This is a genomic window from Rubrivivax sp. JA1055 (assembly GCF_020966565.1).
Classification (GTDB): Bacteria; Pseudomonadota; Gammaproteobacteria; order Burkholderiales; family Burkholderiaceae_C; genus Rubrivivax; species Rubrivivax benzoatilyticus.
On sequence record NZ_JAJKFP010000006.1, the window covers coordinates 693,650 to 709,335 of the forward strand.

15 protein-coding genes are annotated in these 15,686 nt (G+C 72.3%); 2 read left to right on the forward strand and 13 right to left on the reverse strand.

The window, feature by feature from the left end:
- Positions 1-3: 3 nt before the first annotated feature.
- From ispG to LOC65_RS12635, 8 genes are all read right to left on the reverse strand, one after another.
- Positions 4-1,281: a flavodoxin-dependent (E)-4-hydroxy-3-methylbut-2-enyl-diphosphate synthase gene (gene ispG, locus LOC65_RS12600; protein ID WP_230247727.1), complete on the reverse strand. Its 1,278-nt coding sequence runs from the start codon at positions 1,279-1,281 to the stop codon at positions 4-6.
- Between the two features lie 28 nt (positions 1,282-1,309).
- On the reverse strand, positions 1,310-2,230 hold the full coding sequence (locus LOC65_RS12605; RefSeq protein WP_230247730.1) for a RodZ domain-containing protein: 921 nt from the start codon (positions 2,228-2,230) through the stop codon (positions 1,310-1,312).
- Positions 2,223-3,026, reverse strand: a complete 804-nt coding sequence (pilW, locus tag LOC65_RS12610) for a type IV pilus biogenesis/stability protein PilW (protein WP_230247733.1) — start codon at positions 3,024-3,026, stop codon at positions 2,223-2,225. The genes LOC65_RS12605 and pilW overlap by 8 nt, the downstream gene beginning before the upstream one ends.
- Positions 3,023-4,141, reverse strand: a complete 1,119-nt coding sequence (gene rlmN / locus LOC65_RS12615) for a 23S rRNA (adenine(2503)-C(2))-methyltransferase RlmN (RefSeq protein ID WP_009858785.1) — start codon at positions 4,139-4,141, stop codon at positions 3,023-3,025. Before rlmN ends, pilW begins: the two co-directional genes overlap by 4 nt.
- A 7-nt stretch (positions 4,142-4,148) precedes the next feature.
- A complete protein-coding gene (gene ndk, locus LOC65_RS12620; protein WP_009858784.1) occupies positions 4,149-4,574 on the reverse strand; it encodes a nucleoside-diphosphate kinase in 426 nt (141 codons plus the stop codon).
- Between the two features lie 84 nt (positions 4,575-4,658).
- Positions 4,659-6,662 (reverse strand): pseudouridine synthase, encoded by a 2,004-nt coding sequence (locus LOC65_RS12625; protein WP_230247736.1) that lies wholly within the window; start codon positions 6,660-6,662, stop codon positions 4,659-4,661.
- A 13-nt stretch (positions 6,663-6,675) separates the two neighbouring features.
- Entirely contained in the window at positions 6,676-7,299 is a 624-nt protein-coding gene (scpB, locus tag LOC65_RS12630) for an SMC-Scp complex subunit ScpB (protein WP_230247742.1), read from the reverse strand.
- A gap of 201 nt (positions 7,300-7,500) precedes the next feature.
- The gene (locus LOC65_RS12635) at positions 7,501-8,454 is read right to left on the reverse strand and encodes an RluA family pseudouridine synthase (protein WP_230247743.1); all 954 of its coding nucleotides are present in this window, start codon (positions 8,452-8,454) and stop codon (positions 7,501-7,503) included.
- A gap of 85 nt (positions 8,455-8,539) precedes the next feature.
- Between LOC65_RS12635 and LOC65_RS12640 the strand changes: the two genes are divergently transcribed.
- Complete coding sequence (locus LOC65_RS12640) at positions 8,540-9,355, forward strand: outer membrane protein assembly factor BamD (RefSeq protein ID WP_029718327.1); 816 nt, start codon at positions 8,540-8,542, stop codon at positions 9,353-9,355.
- Between the two features lie 48 nt (positions 9,356-9,403).
- Here LOC65_RS12640 and LOC65_RS12645 read toward each other — a convergent pair whose 3' ends face one another.
- Together LOC65_RS12645 and LOC65_RS12650 are read right to left on the reverse strand one after the other, a co-directional pair.
- Complete coding sequence (locus LOC65_RS12645; RefSeq protein WP_230247745.1) at positions 9,404-11,374, reverse strand: ATP-dependent DNA helicase; 1,971 nt, start codon at positions 11,372-11,374, stop codon at positions 9,404-9,406.
- A complete protein-coding gene (locus tag LOC65_RS12650; protein WP_029718326.1) occupies positions 11,371-11,574 on the reverse strand; it encodes a YdcH family protein in 204 nt (67 codons plus the stop codon). Before LOC65_RS12650 ends, LOC65_RS12645 begins: the two co-directional genes overlap by 4 nt.
- A 44-nt stretch (positions 11,575-11,618) precedes the next feature.
- Here LOC65_RS12650 and LOC65_RS12655 point away from each other — a divergent pair, with 44 nt between their 5' ends.
- A complete protein-coding gene (locus LOC65_RS12655) occupies positions 11,619-12,395 on the forward strand; it encodes a PP2C family serine/threonine-protein phosphatase (RefSeq protein ID WP_009856824.1) in 777 nt (258 codons plus the stop codon).
- Positions 12,396-12,401: 6 nt separating this feature from the next.
- Here the strand turns inward: LOC65_RS12655 and LOC65_RS12660 are convergent, their stop codons facing one another.
- The 3 genes from LOC65_RS12660 to lpdA form a co-directional block, all read right to left on the reverse strand.
- Complete coding sequence (locus LOC65_RS12660; protein WP_230247747.1) at positions 12,402-12,998, reverse strand: hypothetical protein; 597 nt, start codon at positions 12,996-12,998, stop codon at positions 12,402-12,404.
- Between the two features lie 41 nt (positions 12,999-13,039).
- Entirely contained in the window at positions 13,040-14,140 is a 1,101-nt protein-coding gene (zapE, locus tag LOC65_RS12665; protein WP_230247748.1) for a cell division protein ZapE, read from the reverse strand.
- Positions 14,141-14,260: 120 nt separating this feature from the next.
- Positions 14,261-15,679 carry a dihydrolipoyl dehydrogenase gene (gene lpdA, locus LOC65_RS12670; protein ID WP_230247749.1) on the reverse strand — a complete coding sequence of 473 codons (1,419 nt, stop codon included), beginning with the start codon at positions 15,677-15,679 and terminating at the stop codon, positions 14,261-14,263.
- Positions 15,680-15,686 lie beyond the last annotated feature (7 nt).

Below are 15,686 nucleotides of genomic sequence, written 5' to 3' on the forward strand. Positions count from 1 at the left end.
GGATCAGGCCGCGGTCGCGGCCGCGCCGAAGCGGCGCTCGATGTAGTCCTCGACGATCTTGTGGAACTCCTGCGCGATGCCCTCGCCGCGCAGCGTCAGCGCCTTTTCGCCGTCGATGAACACCGGCGCGGCCGGGGCTTCGCCGTTGCCCGGCAGGCTGATGCCGATGTCGGCGTGCTTGCTCTCGCCGGGGCCGTTGACGATGCAGCCCATCACCGCGACCTTCAGGTTCTCGACGCCGGGGTAGCGGTTCTTCCAGACCGGCATCTGCGCGCGCAGGTAGTCGTCGATCTGCTTGGCGAGCTCCTGGAAGGTGGTGCTCGTCGTGCGGCCGCAGCCCGGGCAGGCGGTGACGCTGGGGTTGAAGGTGCGCAGGCCCAGCGACTGCAGGATCTCGCCGGCGACGACGACCTCCTGGGTGCGCGGCTCGCCCGGCTGCGGCGTCAGGCTGACACGGATCGTGTCGCCGATGCCTTCCTGCAGCAGGATGCCCAGCGCGACGCTGGAGGCCACCGTGCCCTTGGTCGCCATGCCGGCTTCGGTCAGGCCCAGGTGCAGCGCGTAGTCGCAGCGCTGCGCCAGGCCGCGGTAGACCGAGATCAGGTCCTGCACGCCGCTGACCTTGCAGCTGATGACGATCTGGTTCGGGTCCAGGCCGAGCTCACGCGCAGCGGTGGCCGAGCTCAGCGCCGACTGCACCAGCGCCTCGTACATCACCTGCTTGCCGTCCAGCGGCTGGGCGCGGCGAGCGTTCTCGTCCATCATCGACGCGAGCAGCTCCTGGTCCAGGCTGCCCCAGTTGACGCCGATGCGCACCACCTTGTTCCAGCGGCAGGCGGCCTCGACCATCATCGCGAACTGGCGGTCGCGCTTGTCGCCCTTGCCGACGTTGCCCGGGTTGATGCGGTACTTGGACAGCGCCTGCGCCATCGCCGGGTACTCGGTGAGCAGGCGGTGGCCGTTGTAGTGGAAGTCGCCGACCAGCGGCACGTCGATGCCCATGCGGTCGAGCTGCTCGCGGATGTGCGGCACGGCCTCGGCGGCTTCGGGCGTGTTGACGGTGATGCGCACCAGCTCGGAACCGGCCAGGGCCAGCTCCTTGACCTGGATGGCGGTGCCGATCACGTCGGTCGTGTCGGTGTTGGTCATCGACTGCAGGCGCACCGGAGCGTCGCCGCCGATGGTGACGACCCGGCTCCCCCAGACCGCACGGGCCTGGCGCGAGCGGCGCGGCAGCGGTGCGGCGGACGGGATGGTGGCGGGCGTTTCCGGAGCGTTCATCGAAACCTCACTGCAAGAACTTCTTCGCTCACTGCAACTCGACGCGGGCGACGGCGTTGCGCGTCAGCGGCGCCAGGTCGACGGGCTGGCCGCGGAAGACCAGGCGGGTCGCCGGCGCATTGCCGATTTTGAGCCGGATCGGCAGCTGGCCCTCGACGCCGGCCGACTCGCCCGCCTGCAGCAGACGCGAGAACAGCAGCTGGCCCTTGCCGTCATAGGCTTCGACCCAGGAGGCGCCGTCGGCGTGCAGTTGCACCAGGCTCGGGCGCGAGGCCGCGGCCGGCACGGGGGCGGACGCCACGAGCGTGCGTGCGGCCGGGGTCGCGGCCTGTGCCACCGACGCCGGCGCGGACGGCTGGGCGACGGCGGGCGCGACCACGCTCTGCGAGGCCTGCAGCACGGGCGCTGCCGGGTCCAGCGGCACGGCCGAGGCCGACACCTCGGCCGCCGGCTCGACAGCCAGCTCGGCGGGCGCGGCCGGTTCGGCGGCCGGCGGCGCGTCGGCCGTGGCCGCCGGCGGCTGCAGCAGCCCGCTCGGCATGAAATAGACGACCGCGGCAGCCACGAGCAGCGCACCGCCGGCCCAGGCCATCGGACGCACCGCCCCCAGGTTGACCTTGGGCAGATCGGGGCCGGCACGCTCGCGGAACGGCGTGTTCAGGTTGCCGACGACGTGGTCCAGCGCCGAGCCATCGGTCTGCGGCAACAGCGCCAGCACCGGCTGGGGGTCGGTGCGCAGCGCACGGCACACCGCCTGGGCCAGCGCCCGGGTGAAGGCCGCATCCGGCAGCGAGGCGTACTGGTCGGCTTCGAGGGCTTCGAGCTTGGCCACCGGGACCTTGATCGACGCCGCCAGCGCGGCGATGTGCAGGCCCTGCTTCTCGCGCGCGGCGCGCAGCAGCGCGCCGGCCGTCGTGCCCTCGGGCGGGGGCGTCACGGGATCAGTCATCGAACCGGCCTTGCTCGAACAGCGCTGCCTCAGGCGATTGGGGGAAACGGTCGCGCACCTGGCGACCGAACTCGCGTGCACCAGCCAGGTTGCCGAGCCGGCGCTCGATGCGCGCGGCCAGCCAGAGCGAGGACGGGCTGGATTGCTCCGCCACGGCGTTCACTCGCTGGACGTAGAAGCGCGCGCGCTCGTACTCGCCGCGTCGGTACAGCGTGTCGGCGAGGTTGAACGAGGTGGCGGCATTGCCGGGGTCGAGCTGGAAGCTGCGCATCAGCGCGCTCTCGGCATCGGCCCAGCGGCCTTCACGGGCGTCGCAGACGCCCTTGGCGAGCAGCGTGCGGGAGCCGCCGCGGTACTGCGGCAGCGCCATCGCGGCGTCAAACTCGCGGTCGGCGTCGGCGTAGCGGCGCTGCTGGCAGAGGAACCAGCCGTAGTTGTGGCGCATGTCGCCGTCGCGCGGGGCCAGCGACAGCGCGCGCTGGAAGCTCTCCTCGGCCAGCCGGTTCTCGCCCAGCGCGGCGTAGATCAGGCCGCGCAGGCCCAGCGCCTCGGGCATGTCGGGACGGGCCGCCAGCGCCTGCTTGACCTCGTTCAGCGCAGTCTCGGTCTGCCCGCGCGCGAAGTAGGCTGACGCCAGCTCCAGCCGCACCTTGGCCCGGCGCTCGACGTCGGCGGGGTCGTTGCTCGGGCGCGCGTCGCGCACGCTGCCACCGGCCGGCGGCTCGGTGACACAACCCGGCAGCAGCGTGCCCAAGCACGCCAGCACTGCCAGCGAAGCCAGCAGGCGTCGCGTCACCGCGAGTCCTCCGCCGCGGCGATCGGGATCGTGCGCCGGCGCTCCAGCAGGCGCTCGCGCGCCCGGGTGCGGTCCTGGACCTCGCCGGCGAGCTGGCCGCAGGCGGCGTCGATGTCGTCGCCGCGCACCTTGCGGATCGTCGTCACGATGCCCGCGTCCTGCAGCACCTTGGCAAACGCCGTCACGCGTTCGCGCGGCGAACGCTTCAGCCCCGACTCGGGGAAGGGGTTGAACGGGATCAGGTTGAACTTGCACGGCACGCGGCGGCGGCGGACGAGGTGCACGAGCTGCTGCGCCTGCTCGGGGGCGTCGTTGACGCCGTCGAGCATGCAGTACTCGAAGGTGATGAAGTCGCGCGGGGCGGCTTCGACATAACGCAGGCAGGCGTCGAGCAGCGCCTCGATGCCGTCCTTGCGGTTGATCGGCACGAGCATGTCGCGCAGCGCGTCGTCGGGTGCGTGCAGCGAGACCGCCAGCGCCACCGGGCAGTCCTCGCGCAGGCGGTCGATCATCGCCACCATGCCCGAGGTCGACACCGTCACGCGGCGGCGCGACAGGCCGTAGCCGTGGTCGTCGAGCATCACGCGCAGCGCCGGCACGACGGCGGCGTAGTTCTGCAGCGGCTCGCCCATGCCCATCATCACGACGTTGTCGATGACACGCTGGCCATCCGGCCCGCGCAGGCGGTGCTCGGCGTAGCGCAGCTGGGCGATGATCTCGCCGGTGCTCAGGTTGCGGCTGAAGCCCTGGTGCCCGGTCGAGCAGAAGCGGCAGCCGACGGCGCAGCCGGCCTGCGAGGACACGCACAGCGTGCCGCGGTCGTCCTCGGGGATGTAGACGGTCTCGACGGCGTTGCCGCCGCCGACGTCGAACAGCCACTTGGTCGTGCCGTCGGCCGAGACGTGCTCGCTGATGACCGGCAGCGACTCGACCACCGCCGCGCCGGCGAGCTTGCCGCGCAGCGACTTGGCGAGATCGGACATCTTGTCGAAGTCCGACTCGCCTTTCTGGTGGATCCAGCGGAACAGCTGGACGGCGCGGAAACGCTTCTCGCCCAGGCTGTCGCAGAAGGCCGCCAGCCCCTCGAGGTCGAAGTCGAGAAGATTGACGGCCATCGTCGACTCAGCGGCTGTAGACGCTCATGCCGGGGAAGAAGAACGCGACCTCGACGGCCGCCGTTTCCGGGGCGTCGGAGCCGTGCACGGCGTTGGCGTCGATGCTGTCGGCGAAGTCGGCGCGGATCGTGCCCTTCTCGGCCTTCTTCGGATCGGTCGCGCCCATCAGCTCGCGGTTCTTGGCGATCGCGCCTTCACCTTCGAGCACCTGGATCATCACCGGGCCCGAGATCATGAAGTTCACGAGGTCGTTGAAGAACGGACGCGCCTTGTGCACGGCGTAGAAGGCCTCGGCCTCGGCACGCGACAGGTGCTGCATCTTCGCGGCGGCGATCTTCAGGCCGGCGCCTTCAAAGCGGGCGTAGATCTGGCCGATGACGTTCTTGGCGACGGCGTCGGGCTTGATGATCGAGAGGGTGCGTTCGATGGCCATGTAAATGTTCTCCTGAATCAAGGACTTGGCAAAGTTTTCGATTCTACCGCGAGGGATCGCGGCAGGGATTTGACAAAGAGGCGCTCAACGCCCGCCGCGACGCCCGCCGCCGCCACCGCCGCCGCGCCCGCCGCGCGAGCCGCCACGGCCACCGCCGCCGGACCCCTTGCGCAGGAAGGCGTCGCCGCCGATGTAGCCGACCGAGGTCTGCATCGGGTCGGGCTGGCCGCCGGCGCCGCCCTTCTTCGGGCCGCGGGCGCCGCGGCCGCCGGCCAGCGGCTTGGGCTTCTGCACGAAGCGCTTGTCGTAGGTCTGCTGCAGCGGGTTCGGGATCGGGCCGTCCTCGCCGAAGTCGCGCACCGGCCGTTCGCGCTGCAGGCCGCGCTTGTCGTAGGTCTGCTGCAGCGGGTTCGGGATCGGGCCGTCCTCGGGAATCTCGCGCTTGCGCTGGCGCTCCTGCTGGATCGCGCGCTTGTCGAAGGTCTGCTGCAGCGGGTTCGGGATCGCCGGCCCCTCGCCGCCCTCGCGGCGCTGCGGCCTGGCCGCACGCGGCGCGCCCTCGGGGGCATTGCCGCCGCGGCCGCGCTTGCCGCGCTTGCCGCGACGGTCGCCGCCGGCTTCACGCGCCTCGCGCACCTCGCCTTCGGGACGTTCGCCGACGCCGGTCATGCGGCGCAGCACGCGCACGTCCTGCTCGCTCAGGTCGACCCAGACGCCGCGCTTGAGCCCCTTGGGCAGCACGACCGAGCCGTAGCGGATGCGGATCAGCCGGCTCACCGCGTGGCCGACGGCGTCGAAGAGCTTGCGCACCTCGCGGTTGCGGCCTTCGGTGATGACGCAGCGATACCACTGGTTGGCGCCTTCGCCACCGCCGTTCTCGATGCTCTTGAACGCGCAGCGCTGGCCGTCGATCTCGACGCCTTCGAGCAGCTTCTGGCGCGACGCGTCGTCCAGGCCGCCGAGCGAACGCACGGCGTACTCGCGCTCGATGCCGAAACGCGGGTGCATCAGCTGGTTGGCCAGCTCGCCGGAGTTGGTGAACAGCAGCAGGCCTTCGGTGTTGATGTCCAGACGGCCGACCGACTGCCACTTGCCCTGGTGCAGCCGGGGCAGACGACGGAAGACCGTCGGCCGCTGCTGCGGATCGTCGTGCGTGACGACCTCGCCGGCCGGCTTGTGATAGGCGATGACGCGGGTCGGCGGCGGCGCGATGCGGTAGCGCACCGGCTTGCCGCCGACGGCGATGCGGTCGCCGGCGGCGATGCGCTGGCCGATGTGCGCCGGCTCGCCGTTCACGGTGATGCGCCCTTCCAGGATCATCTGCTCCATGTCGCGGCGCGAGCCGATGCCGGCCTGGGCCAGCACCTTGTGCAGCTTGGGCGCGTCGGGCTCGGGCGCGAGCACACGCTTGGCCGGCAGCGGCGGCGCTTCGTCGCCGGCCTCGGCGTCCCAGCTGCCCGACAGCACGCTGGCGAAGACCTCGCCGACGTCGGCCGGCGGCAGCTGCGGCGCCGGCGCGGCGGCTTCGGCGGCCTCGTCGTCGCCGGCGGCGGCGTCGCCTTCGGCGGCCGGAGCGGCAGCGTCGCGCGGAGCACGCTCGCCGCGGTCGCCGCCCCGGCGGCCGCGGCGGCGGTTGCGGCCGCGGCGCGGCGCATCAGCTTCGGCACCGGCTTCGGTGGGCGCGCCCTCGGCGCCCTCGCCTGCCGGCTCGGCCACGGGCTCGGCAGCCGCCGGGGCTTCGGAGCGCACGGGCGCCTCGGCGAGCTGCGGCGCCGACTCGGGCGCACGCTCGGCGGCGGCGGCCGGCAGCGACTCGACGACGGCCGCAGGCTCGGCCAGCGGCGTCTCGGCCGCGGCGTCCTTCTTGGTCGTGCGCCGGCGGCGCGGCTTGGCCTCGGCCGCGGGCTCTGCCGCAACCTCGGGCGCGGGCGCCTCGGGAGCCGGCGGCGCCTCGGCGGCCGGCGCGGCGGCGACGGCGGGCGCCTCGGCCTTCTTGCGCGGCGCCCGCCGCTTCTTCGGCGCGGCCTCCTCGGCGGCAGGCGCGGCGGCGATCGGGTCCGGCGTGGATTCGGCGTCGTTCGAGCTCATGCGATCTCGTCGTTCAGGATTGGGTGTCGGGGCCGGACTCGCCCTGGGGCCGTCCGGTGATGGGGGCAGGCGCGTCGGCGCCCGGTGTCTCGGGGGTGGCGGCGGCCACGGCGTCGGCGTCGTCCAGCGGCAGCCGGGCCTGGCCGTCGCCGAGCAGCGAAGGCTGGTCTTCCAGCGCCTCGAGCATCGCCGTCGGCGCCTCGCCGCCGTCCAGCGGCGGCAGCTGGTCCAGGCTCTTCAGGCCCAGGTCGTCGAGGAACTGGCGCGTCGTCGCGTACAGCGCCGGGCGGCCGGGGGCCTCGCGGTAGCCGATGACCTCGACCCAGCCGCGGTCCTCGAGCTGCTTGACGATCTGGCTGCTGACGGTGACGCCGCGGATGTCCTCGATGTCGCCGCGCGTGACCGGCTGGCGGTAGGCGACGATGGCCAGCGTCTCCAGCGCCGCACGCGAGTACTTCGGCGGCTTCTCGGGGTTCAGGCGGTCGAGGTAGTCGCGCATCTCCGGCCGACTCTGGAAGCGCCAGCCCGAGGCCAGCGCGACCAGCTCGACGCCGCGGCCCCGCCAGTCGGACGCCAGCTCGTCGAGCAGCGTGCGCAGCGTGTCGGCGCCGACCTGGTCGTCGAAGAGCACGCGCATCTCGCGCAGCGGCAGGGGCCGGTCCGCGCAGATGAGCGCCGTCTCGAGGACGCGCTTCGCCTCCGATGTGTTCATCGCCTGGGATGAGGGCCTGCGGGCGGCAGGCGGGTCGTTCGTTGGGTCGGGCCGGCGCGAGGGCCGGGGCGAGGAGTCGCCGTGGGTCGGGATCGCGCGGCAGCGGCCAGCAGCGCCCGGACATTGTCAAACGAGCGGGATTGTAACCCCAGCAATGGCCCGCCATGCCGCCGAGAAATCGGCCGGCGGCGGACAGACGAAGGACAGCGGCGCCCGCGTGAGCGGATGTTCGAGCTCCAGCCGCACCGCGTGCAGCGCCTGGCGCGCCATGCCCAGCGCCGGCCGGCCGCCGTACAGCGTGTCGGCCACCAGCGCATGGCCGCGCGAGGCCAGATGCACGCGGATCTGGTGCGTGCGCCCGGTGTGCAGCGTGCAGCGCACGGCGCTGACGCCGTCGTGCTGCGCCAGGCACTCGACGTCGGTACGCGCCGGTTTGCCCGACGCGACGACGGCCATGCGCACGCGCGACACCGGGTCGCGGCCGACCGGCGCGTCGATGCGCTGCGTCGCCACCGCACCGTGCGCCAGCGCCAGGTAGCGCCGGTGCACGTCGCGCGCGGCGATGTCGCGCACCAGCGCCGTCACCGCCGGCAGGCTCTTGCCGACCATCATCACGCCCGAGGTGTCCTTGTCCAGGCGGTGCACGATGCCGGCACGCGGCAGCGTCGCGGCGGCGGCGTGGTGGGCCAGCAGGCCGTTGAGCAGTGTGCCCGACCAGTTGCCCGGCGCCGGGTGCACGACCAGCCCGGCGGGCTTGTCCAGCACCAGCAGGTGCTCGTCCTCGTACAGGATGGCCAGCGCCATCGGCTGCGGGCGGAAGGCGCGGCTCTCGTCGGTGGGGACCAGCTCGACTTCGACACGCTGGCCGGCCTTGACGCGCCGCGATGCGGTGCTCGCGGGCTGGCCGTCCACGCGCACGTGGCCGAGTTCGATCAGGTGCTGCAGGTGGCTGCGCGAGAACTCGCCGGCGATCGACACCAGCACGCGATCTAGGCGCTCGCCGTGGCGCGCGGTGTCGACGACGTCGCTGCGCGTCTCGACGGCATCGTCGGCGCCGCCGTCGTCCTCGGTGCCGTCCACCTGGGACGCCGGGACATCGTGCGCGAGCGACGGGGTCGCCTCCCTATAATCGGCCGCTTTTGGCACGCTTCCGGCACGCTTTCCGATGACCTTCTCCCAGAGGTGGCGCCTTGCGCCCGTAGCCGTTTCGACGGCCGTGATGGTGGCCACGCTGCTGGCAGGCTGCGGCTCGACCACCAAGGAAGAGCGCGCCGACGTGGCGGCCGAAAAATTGTATGCGGACGCCAAGGACAACATGGAGGCCGGCAGCTACGAGCCGGCCATCAAGGCCTTGTCGCGCGTCGAGGGCCTGGCCGCCGGCACGGTGCTGGCGCAGCAGTCGCAGATCGACCTCGCCTACCTGTACTGGAAGACCGGCGAGCGGGCCCAGGCGCTGACGACGATCGAGCGCTTCATCCGCCTCAACCCGTCGAGCCCGGCGCTGGACTACGCGATGTACCTGCGCGGGCTGATCAACTTCAACGAGGACATGGGCCTGTTCGGGCGCATCGCCCGTCAGGACCTGTCCGAGCGCGACCAGCGCGCCGCACGCGACGCCTACCAGGCCTTCAAGCAGCTCGTCGAGCAGTTCCCGCAGTCCAGGTACACGCCGGACGCCAAGCTGCGCATGGACTACATCGTCAACTCGCTGGCGGCCTACGAGGTGCACGTCGCGCGCTATTACTTCAAGCGCGGCGCCTACGTCGCGGCGGCCAACCGCGCGCAGCAGGCGGTGGCCGAGTTCCAGCGTTCGCCGGCGGCCGAGGAAGGCCTGTTCCTGATGGTGCAGAGCTACGACCGGCTGCAACTCGTCCAGCTGCGCGACGATGCGCTGCGCGTGCTGCAGAAGAACTACCCCGACAGCCGTTTCCTGGCCCAGGCCATCGAACCCGAGAAGCGCCCCTGGTGGAAGCTCTGGTGAGGCCTGCGCCCCGCTGAACAAGGCCGCCCGAGGGCGGCCTTTTTGTCGTCAGTGCTCGGCGGCGAGCTCGTGCAGCCAGTCCAGCGCCTCTTCCTCCGAGCCCACCCAGGACATCGGCGGCAGCGCCGCGCGCAGCCGCGCGCCATAGCCCATCTGGCGCATGCGCGGGTCGCAGACGACGAGCAGGCCGCGGTCGGTCTCGGTGCGGATCAGCCGCCCGGCGCCCTGCTTCAGCGACACCGCGGCCTCGGCGACGAAATAGGCGTCGAACGGGTCGCGGCCCTCGGCGCGCAGCTGGCGCACGCGGGCCTCGACCAGCGGGTCGTTGGGCGGCGGGAACGGCAGCTTGTCGATGAGCACGCACTGCAGGGCGTCGCCCGGCATGTCGATGCCTTCCCAGAAGCTCTGCGAGCCGACCAGCACCGCGCCGCGGCCGTCGCCGAAGCGCTGCAGCAGCGCACGCCGCGGCTGGCTGCCCTGCACCAGGATCTCCAGCGCCTGACCCTGCCACTCGGCCTCGGTGCGCAGCGCCTCGGCGATCTGCGGCAGCACGCGCAGCGTCGTCGTCAGCACGAAGGTGCGGCCGCCCAGCGCGCCGGCCAGCCGCGCGGCCAGCGAGCCCACCGCCGCCGGGTGCGCGGCTTCGTTGGGCTTCGGGAAGCGCGCCGGGATCCAGGCCCGGGCATGGTTCGGGTAGTCGAAGGGGCTGCCGACACGCAGCGTCGTCGCGTCCTCCAGCCCGGTGGCCGAGGTGAACCAGCCCAGGCCGTCGTCCTCGCCGAGCGTCGCCGAGGTGAAGATCCAGGCCCGCGGCGCCGCCTGGCGCTGCTCGGTCAGCATGTCGCGGATGTCCAGCGGCGACTCGACCAGCCGGGCCTGCAGCGGCGACAGATCGATCCAGCGCACGCGGCCGTCGGCGGCCTCGTCGGCGAAACGCCCGGCCAGCTCGGCGATCGTGCGCACACGCTCCTGCAGGCGCACGAAGTCCGGGCCGACCGCGGCGACGCCGGCCAGCGCGTCGGCGGCTTCGTCGGCCGCCCGCGCCAGCGCCGCCAGCGGCTCCTGCAGCCGGCCGTCGCGGGCCCGTTCGTCCCAGCGCAGCTTGATCACGCCGCGCACCTCGCGCAGCGCGCCGGCGCAGGCCAGGCGCAGCTCGCGCGCCGCCTTCTCCAGCCCGGCCTGCAGCTCGTGCCAAGGCATCAGGCCGCGGGCCTGCGCCAGCCCGGCGGCCAGCAGGTCGCGGCCGACGTCGAGCACCTGGGCCGTGCCGAGCATCGTGCCGAGGAACTGCACGCCGGTCTCGACGAGCTGGTGGGCCTCGTCGAAGACCGCCGCGTCGACCGTCGGCAGCAGCTCGGCGACGCCGCTGTCGCGCAGCGCCATGTCGGCGAAGAACAGGTGGTGGTTGACGACGACGAGGTCGGCGGCCATCGCCTCGCGGCGGGCCTGCATCACGTGGCAGTTGCGGTGCTCGGGGCAGTCGGTGCCCAGGCAGTTGTCGCGGGTCGAGGTGACGATCGGGATCACCGGCGAACGTTCGTCCAGGCCTTCGAGTTCGGCGAGGTCGCCGCTGCGCGTGGACAAGGCCCAGGTCTCGACGCGCGCGAGCTGGCGCACGGCGAAGCGGTCGGGCAGCTCGGCCGTCGTGCGCGCATGGGCCAGACGGTGGCGGCACAGGTAGCTGGCGCGGCCCTTGAGCAGCGCCATGCGCACCGGCACGCCCAGGGCCTGCACCAGGCGCGGCAGGTCGCGCAGGAAAAGCTGGTCCTGCAGGCTCTTGGTGGCGGTGCTGACCAGCGCACGCCGGTCCGACAGCAGCAGCGGCACGAGGTAGGCGAAGGTCTTGCCGACGCCGGTGCCGGCCTCGGCGACCAGGGTGCCGCGCTCCTCGACGGCGCGGGCGACGGCCAGCGCCAGGCGGTCCTGCTGCTCGCGCGGCATGAAGTGGGCGTCGTGGCGCGCGAGCGCGCCATCGCTCGCGAAGGCCTCCGCGACGCGGTCGGCGAGGTCCTGGCTCACGCGGGCTCGGGCGGTTCGAGCGCGCCCTCCAGCTGCGCGATGCGGTCGCGCAGCGCGAGGCGGCGCTTCTTCAGGCGCCGCAGCACGAGGTCGTCGGACGGTGTCGCGACGGCATGGCGGTCGATCAGGTCGTCCAGGTCGGCGTGCTCGATGCGCAACTCGATGAGTAGCCTTTGCGGCGAATGCAGGTTGTCGTCCATTGCTCCGCACCGGGGGCCGGATGGCCGAGTTTATAGTCGGCCGCATGCCGCCACCCGCCCCTGCCCGGCCGACGTTCCGCCTGAACGCGACCACCGCCCTGCACCGCGGCGACCGCGCCTATCAGCAGGACCAGGTGGCCATCGTGCCGCACGCACGCGTCAACGGCTGCGCGCTGGCCGTCGTCGCCGACGGCATGGGCGGCAAGAGCGGCGGGCGCAAGGCCGCCGACCAGGTGCTGCTCACCGCACGCCAGCTCTTCGAGCGCTTCGTGCCCGGCGAGGACACGGCCGCCGACCTGCTGCGCCAGCTGGTGACCGAGTCGCACCTGATGATCAAGCTGACGGCGATCACCGCCGAGGAGGAGCCGCACAGCACCGTCGCGGCCTTCCTGCTGCAGCCCGACCTCGGCTGCGACGTGATCCACGCCGGCGATTCGCGCATCTACCACTTCCGCGGCGCCGAACTGGTCTGGCGCAGCACCGACCACTCCTTCGTGCAGCGGCTGATCGACGACGGCAAGCTCACCGAGGAAGCGGCCAACCACCACCCGCAGTCCAACCTGCTGACCGGCTGCCTGGGCACCCACGCGGACCCGCCGCTGACGCTGCACCGCATCGGCCGGCTCGAGCCCGGCGACACACTGCTGGCCTGCAGCGACGGCCTCTGGCACTACTTCACGACCAAGGAGCTGGGCGCGATCGTGCATGCGCTGCCGCCGCGCGAGGCCGGCGAGATGCTGGTCAACAAGGCCCGGCAGCGTGCACGCGGCGGCGGCGACAACCTGTCGCTGGCGCTGACGCGCATCGAGGCGCTGAAGTAGGCGCGCTCAGTCCCGGGGAATCTCGGGACGGGACGGCAGCGGCGTGACCGGTTTCTTCGCCTTGGCGCGGCGCTGCGCTTCGCGCTCGGCGATCCGGGCCCGGTCGTCGGCCGCCTGCTGCCGCCGCTGCTCCGCCGCCTCGGTGCGGCGCTGGGCGCGCAGGGCTTCGTCGTGGGCCCGCGCGGCGCGTTCGGCCTCGGATGGTGAGGGCTGCGGGCGCGCCGCAGGCGCCGACGCGGCCTCGCGGATCACCGGCGCCGGCTGGGCGGGCAGCGGCGGGCGTGCCGCGGCTTCGCGCTGCTTGGCCTCGATCGCCTCCAGCCGCGCCGCGGCACGCCGGCGGCGCTCCTGTTCGTCGAGCACCAGCTCCTGGCTCTTCAGGACGCCCAGCGCCTCGCGCCGCCGTGCCTTGGCCTCGTCGACACAGGCGGTGACGACGAACCGCGTGCGGCAGGCCGCTTCGTCGGCGGCATAACGCGACTCGGCGGCGGCACGCTCGCGGGAGATGCGCTCACGCTCGGCACGGACGTCGAGATCGGCCGCGGCGGCGGCACCGGCGGCCAGCAGCAGCGAGGCCAGCGCGACAGGGGAAAGACGGTCCATCGGCAGGAGTGTGCCCGAGCGCAGCATCACGGGGGCGCCCGTCAGGTCAGCGAGGTGTCGACCTCGCGGCGTTCGAGGCCCAGGTATTCGGCCGACTGCATCTCGCGCAGCCGCGAGACGGTGCGCGGGAACTCGTGCGCCAGCGGGCCGTCGGTGTACAGCGCCTCGGGCGGAGCCTCGGCCGAGACCAGGAACTTGACGCGCCGGTCGTAGAGCACGTCGACGAGCCAGGTGAAGCGCCGCGCCTCGCTGGCCAGCCGCGGCGGCATGCTGGGCACGTCCGACAGGATCAGCGTGTGAAAACGCGAGGCCAGCTCCAGATAGTCGTTCTGCGAACGCGGGCCACCGCACAGCGTCTTGAAGTCGAACCAGACGACGCCGCCGGCACGCCGGCGCGCACGCAGCTCGCGGTGCTCGATGTGCAGCAGCGGGTCTTCGTCGCGGGCCTCGGCCAGGCGCTCGAAGGCTTCGGCCAGCGCCCGCTCGGCCGCGGCATCGGCCGGGCAGTGGTAAGTCTCGACGTGCTGCAGCGTGCGCTGGCGGTAGTCGATGCCCGCGTCGACGTCGACGACCTCCAACTGCGTCTTCAGCAGCTCGATGGCCGGCAGGATGCGGTCGCGGTGCAGGCCGTTCGGGTACAGGTCGTCGGGGTGGAAGTTGGACGTCGTGACGATGCTGACGCGGTTGTCGAACAGCGCCTGCAGCAATCGGTGCAGGATCATCGCGTCGGTGACGTCGGCGACGTGGAACTCGTCGAAGCAGATCAGGCGGAAGCGCCGCGCGATGCGCCGGCCGAGTTCGTCCAGCGGGTCGGCGGTGCCCTTCAGGTCCTGCAGCTCGCGGTGCACCTCGCGCATGAACTCGTGGAAGTGCAGCCGCGTCTTGCGCACCAGCGGCACGGCCTGGAAGAAGCAGTCCATCAGGAAGCTCTTGCCGCGGCCGACACCGCCGACCATGTAAACGCCGCGCGGGATCGGCGGGCGCACCAGCAGCTTGGTGAGGCGGTTGCCGCGCCGCGCCTTGTAGTCGGCCCACTCGCGCTCGCAGCGCTCGAGCGCGTCGATGGCGCGCAGCTGCGCCGGGTCGGACTGGTAGCCGCGTTCGGCCAGCGTGGCCTCGTACAACGCTCGGACGCCGGACATGTGCGTGTCTTCGAGGGAGGATCGACAGGGTCGCGGATGCTAGCCGCCCGCGGCGGCCGCGAGGCTGCGGCCACGCAAGCGCACGCAGGGCTGGCCAAGGCCGCCCCGCGTGCCCCGCACTCAGAAATTCAGCGTGCGCTTGTCGACGGCCAGCGCCGCTTCCTTCACCGACTCGGCCAGCGAGGGGTGGGCGTGGCAGATGCGCGCGATGTCCTCGCTGCTGGCCTTGAAGGCCATCGCGACGCAGGCCTCGGCGATCAGCTCGCTGGCCAACGGGCCGACGATGTGCACGCCGAGGATTTCGTCTGTGGTGGCGTCGGCCAGGAACTTGACCATGCCGGTCGTGTCGCCCAGCGCGCGGGCGCGGCCGTTGGCCATGAAGGGGAAGGTGCCGGCCTTGTAGGCGCGGCCTTCGGCCTTGAGCTGCTGCTCGGTCTTGCCGACCCAGGCGATCTCGGGGCTGGTGTAGAGCACCCACGGAATCAGGCCGAAGTCGACGTGGCCGTGCTGGCCGGCGATGCGTTCGGCGACCGCCACACCCTCCTCCTCGGCCTTGTGCGCCAGCATCGGCCCGCGCACGACGTCGCCGACCGCCCAGACGCCCGGCAGGTTGGTGCGGCACTCGTCGTCGACGACGATGGCGCCGCGTTCGTCGAGCTTCAGGCCCACGGCCTCGGGGTTCAGGCCGGTCGTGTTCGGCACCCGGCCGATGGAGACGATCAGCTTGTCGACGTCGAGCGTCTTCTCGGCGCCCTTGGCGTCGGCGTAGGCGACGCTGACGCCCTTGGCGCCGGTCTTGATCTCGCCGATCTTCACGCCCAGCTCGACCTTCAGGCCCTGCTTGGCGAACGCCTTCTGCGCCTCCTTGGCGATCTGCTCGTCGGCCGCGCCGAGGAAGGCCGGCAGCGCCTCGAGCACCTGCACCTCGGCGCCCAGGCGGCGCCAGACCGAGCCCATCTCCAGGCCGATGACACCGGCGCCGATGACACCCAGCTTCTTGGGCACCGCGCCGATGCGCAGCGCGCCGTCGTTGCTGAGGATCTTGTCCTCGTCGAACGGCAGGCCCGGCAGCGCGCGCGCGCTGGAGCCGGTGGCGACGACGACCTGCTTGCCGGTCAGCAGTTCGTCACCGACCGCGATCTGGTAGCCGCCGTCGCCCGCCTTCACGAACGAGCCACGGCCGTGGAAGAAGCTCACCTTGTTCTTCTTGAACAGGTAGAGGATGCCGTCGTTGTTCTGCTTCACGACCTGGTCCTTGCGCGCGACCATCTTCGCGACGTCGATGGACAGGCTCTTCAGGCCGATGCCGTGCTCGGCGAAGTGCTTGGCGGCGTGCTCGTAGTGCTCGCTGGACTGCAGCAGCGCCTTGCTCGGGATGCAGCCGACGTTGGTGCAAGTGCCGCCCGGGGCCGGGCCGCCCTTGTCGTTCTTCCACTCGTCGATGCAGGCGGTGGTGAAGCCGAGCTGGGCAGCGCGGATCGCGGCGATGTAGCCGCCCGGGCCGCCGCCGATGACGATGACGTCGAAATTCTTGGACATGAGGTCT

Coding starts and splice junctions, on each gene's coding strand:
- ispG (WP_230247727.1), bottom strand. CDS start 1,281: ATGAACGCTCCGGAAACGCCCGCCACCATCCCGTCCGCCGCACCGCTG.
- LOC65_RS12605 (WP_230247730.1), bottom strand. CDS start 2,230: ATGACTGATCCCGTGACGCCCCCGCCCGAGGGCACGACGGCCGGCGCG.
- rlmN (WP_009858785.1), bottom strand. CDS start 4,141: ATGGCCGTCAATCTTCTCGACTTCGACCTCGAGGGGCTGGCGGCCTTC.
- ndk (WP_009858784.1), bottom strand. CDS start 4,574: ATGGCCATCGAACGCACCCTCTCGATCATCAAGCCCGACGCCGTCGCC.
- LOC65_RS12625 (WP_230247736.1), bottom strand. CDS start 6,662: ATGAGCTCGAACGACGCCGAATCCACGCCGGACCCGATCGCCGCCGCG.
- scpB (WP_230247742.1), bottom strand. CDS start 7,299: ATGCGCGTGCTCTTCGACGACCAGGTCGGCGCCGACACGCTGCGCACG.
- LOC65_RS12640 (WP_029718327.1), top strand. CDS start 8,540: ATGACCTTCTCCCAGAGGTGGCGCCTTGCGCCCGTAGCCGTTTCGACG.
- LOC65_RS12650 (WP_029718326.1), bottom strand. CDS start 11,574: ATGGACGACAACCTGCATTCGCCGCAAAGGCTACTCATCGAGTTGCGC.
- LOC65_RS12655 (WP_009856824.1), top strand. CDS start 11,619: ATGCCGCCACCCGCCCCTGCCCGGCCGACGTTCCGCCTGAACGCGACC.
- LOC65_RS12660 (WP_230247747.1), bottom strand. CDS start 12,998: ATGGACCGTCTTTCCCCTGTCGCGCTGGCCTCGCTGCTGCTGGCCGCC.
- zapE (WP_230247748.1), bottom strand. CDS start 14,140: ATGTCCGGCGTCCGAGCGTTGTACGAGGCCACGCTGGCCGAACGCGGC.
- lpdA (WP_230247749.1), bottom strand. CDS start 15,679: ATGTCCAAGAATTTCGACGTCATCGTCATCGGCGGCGGCCCGGGCGGC.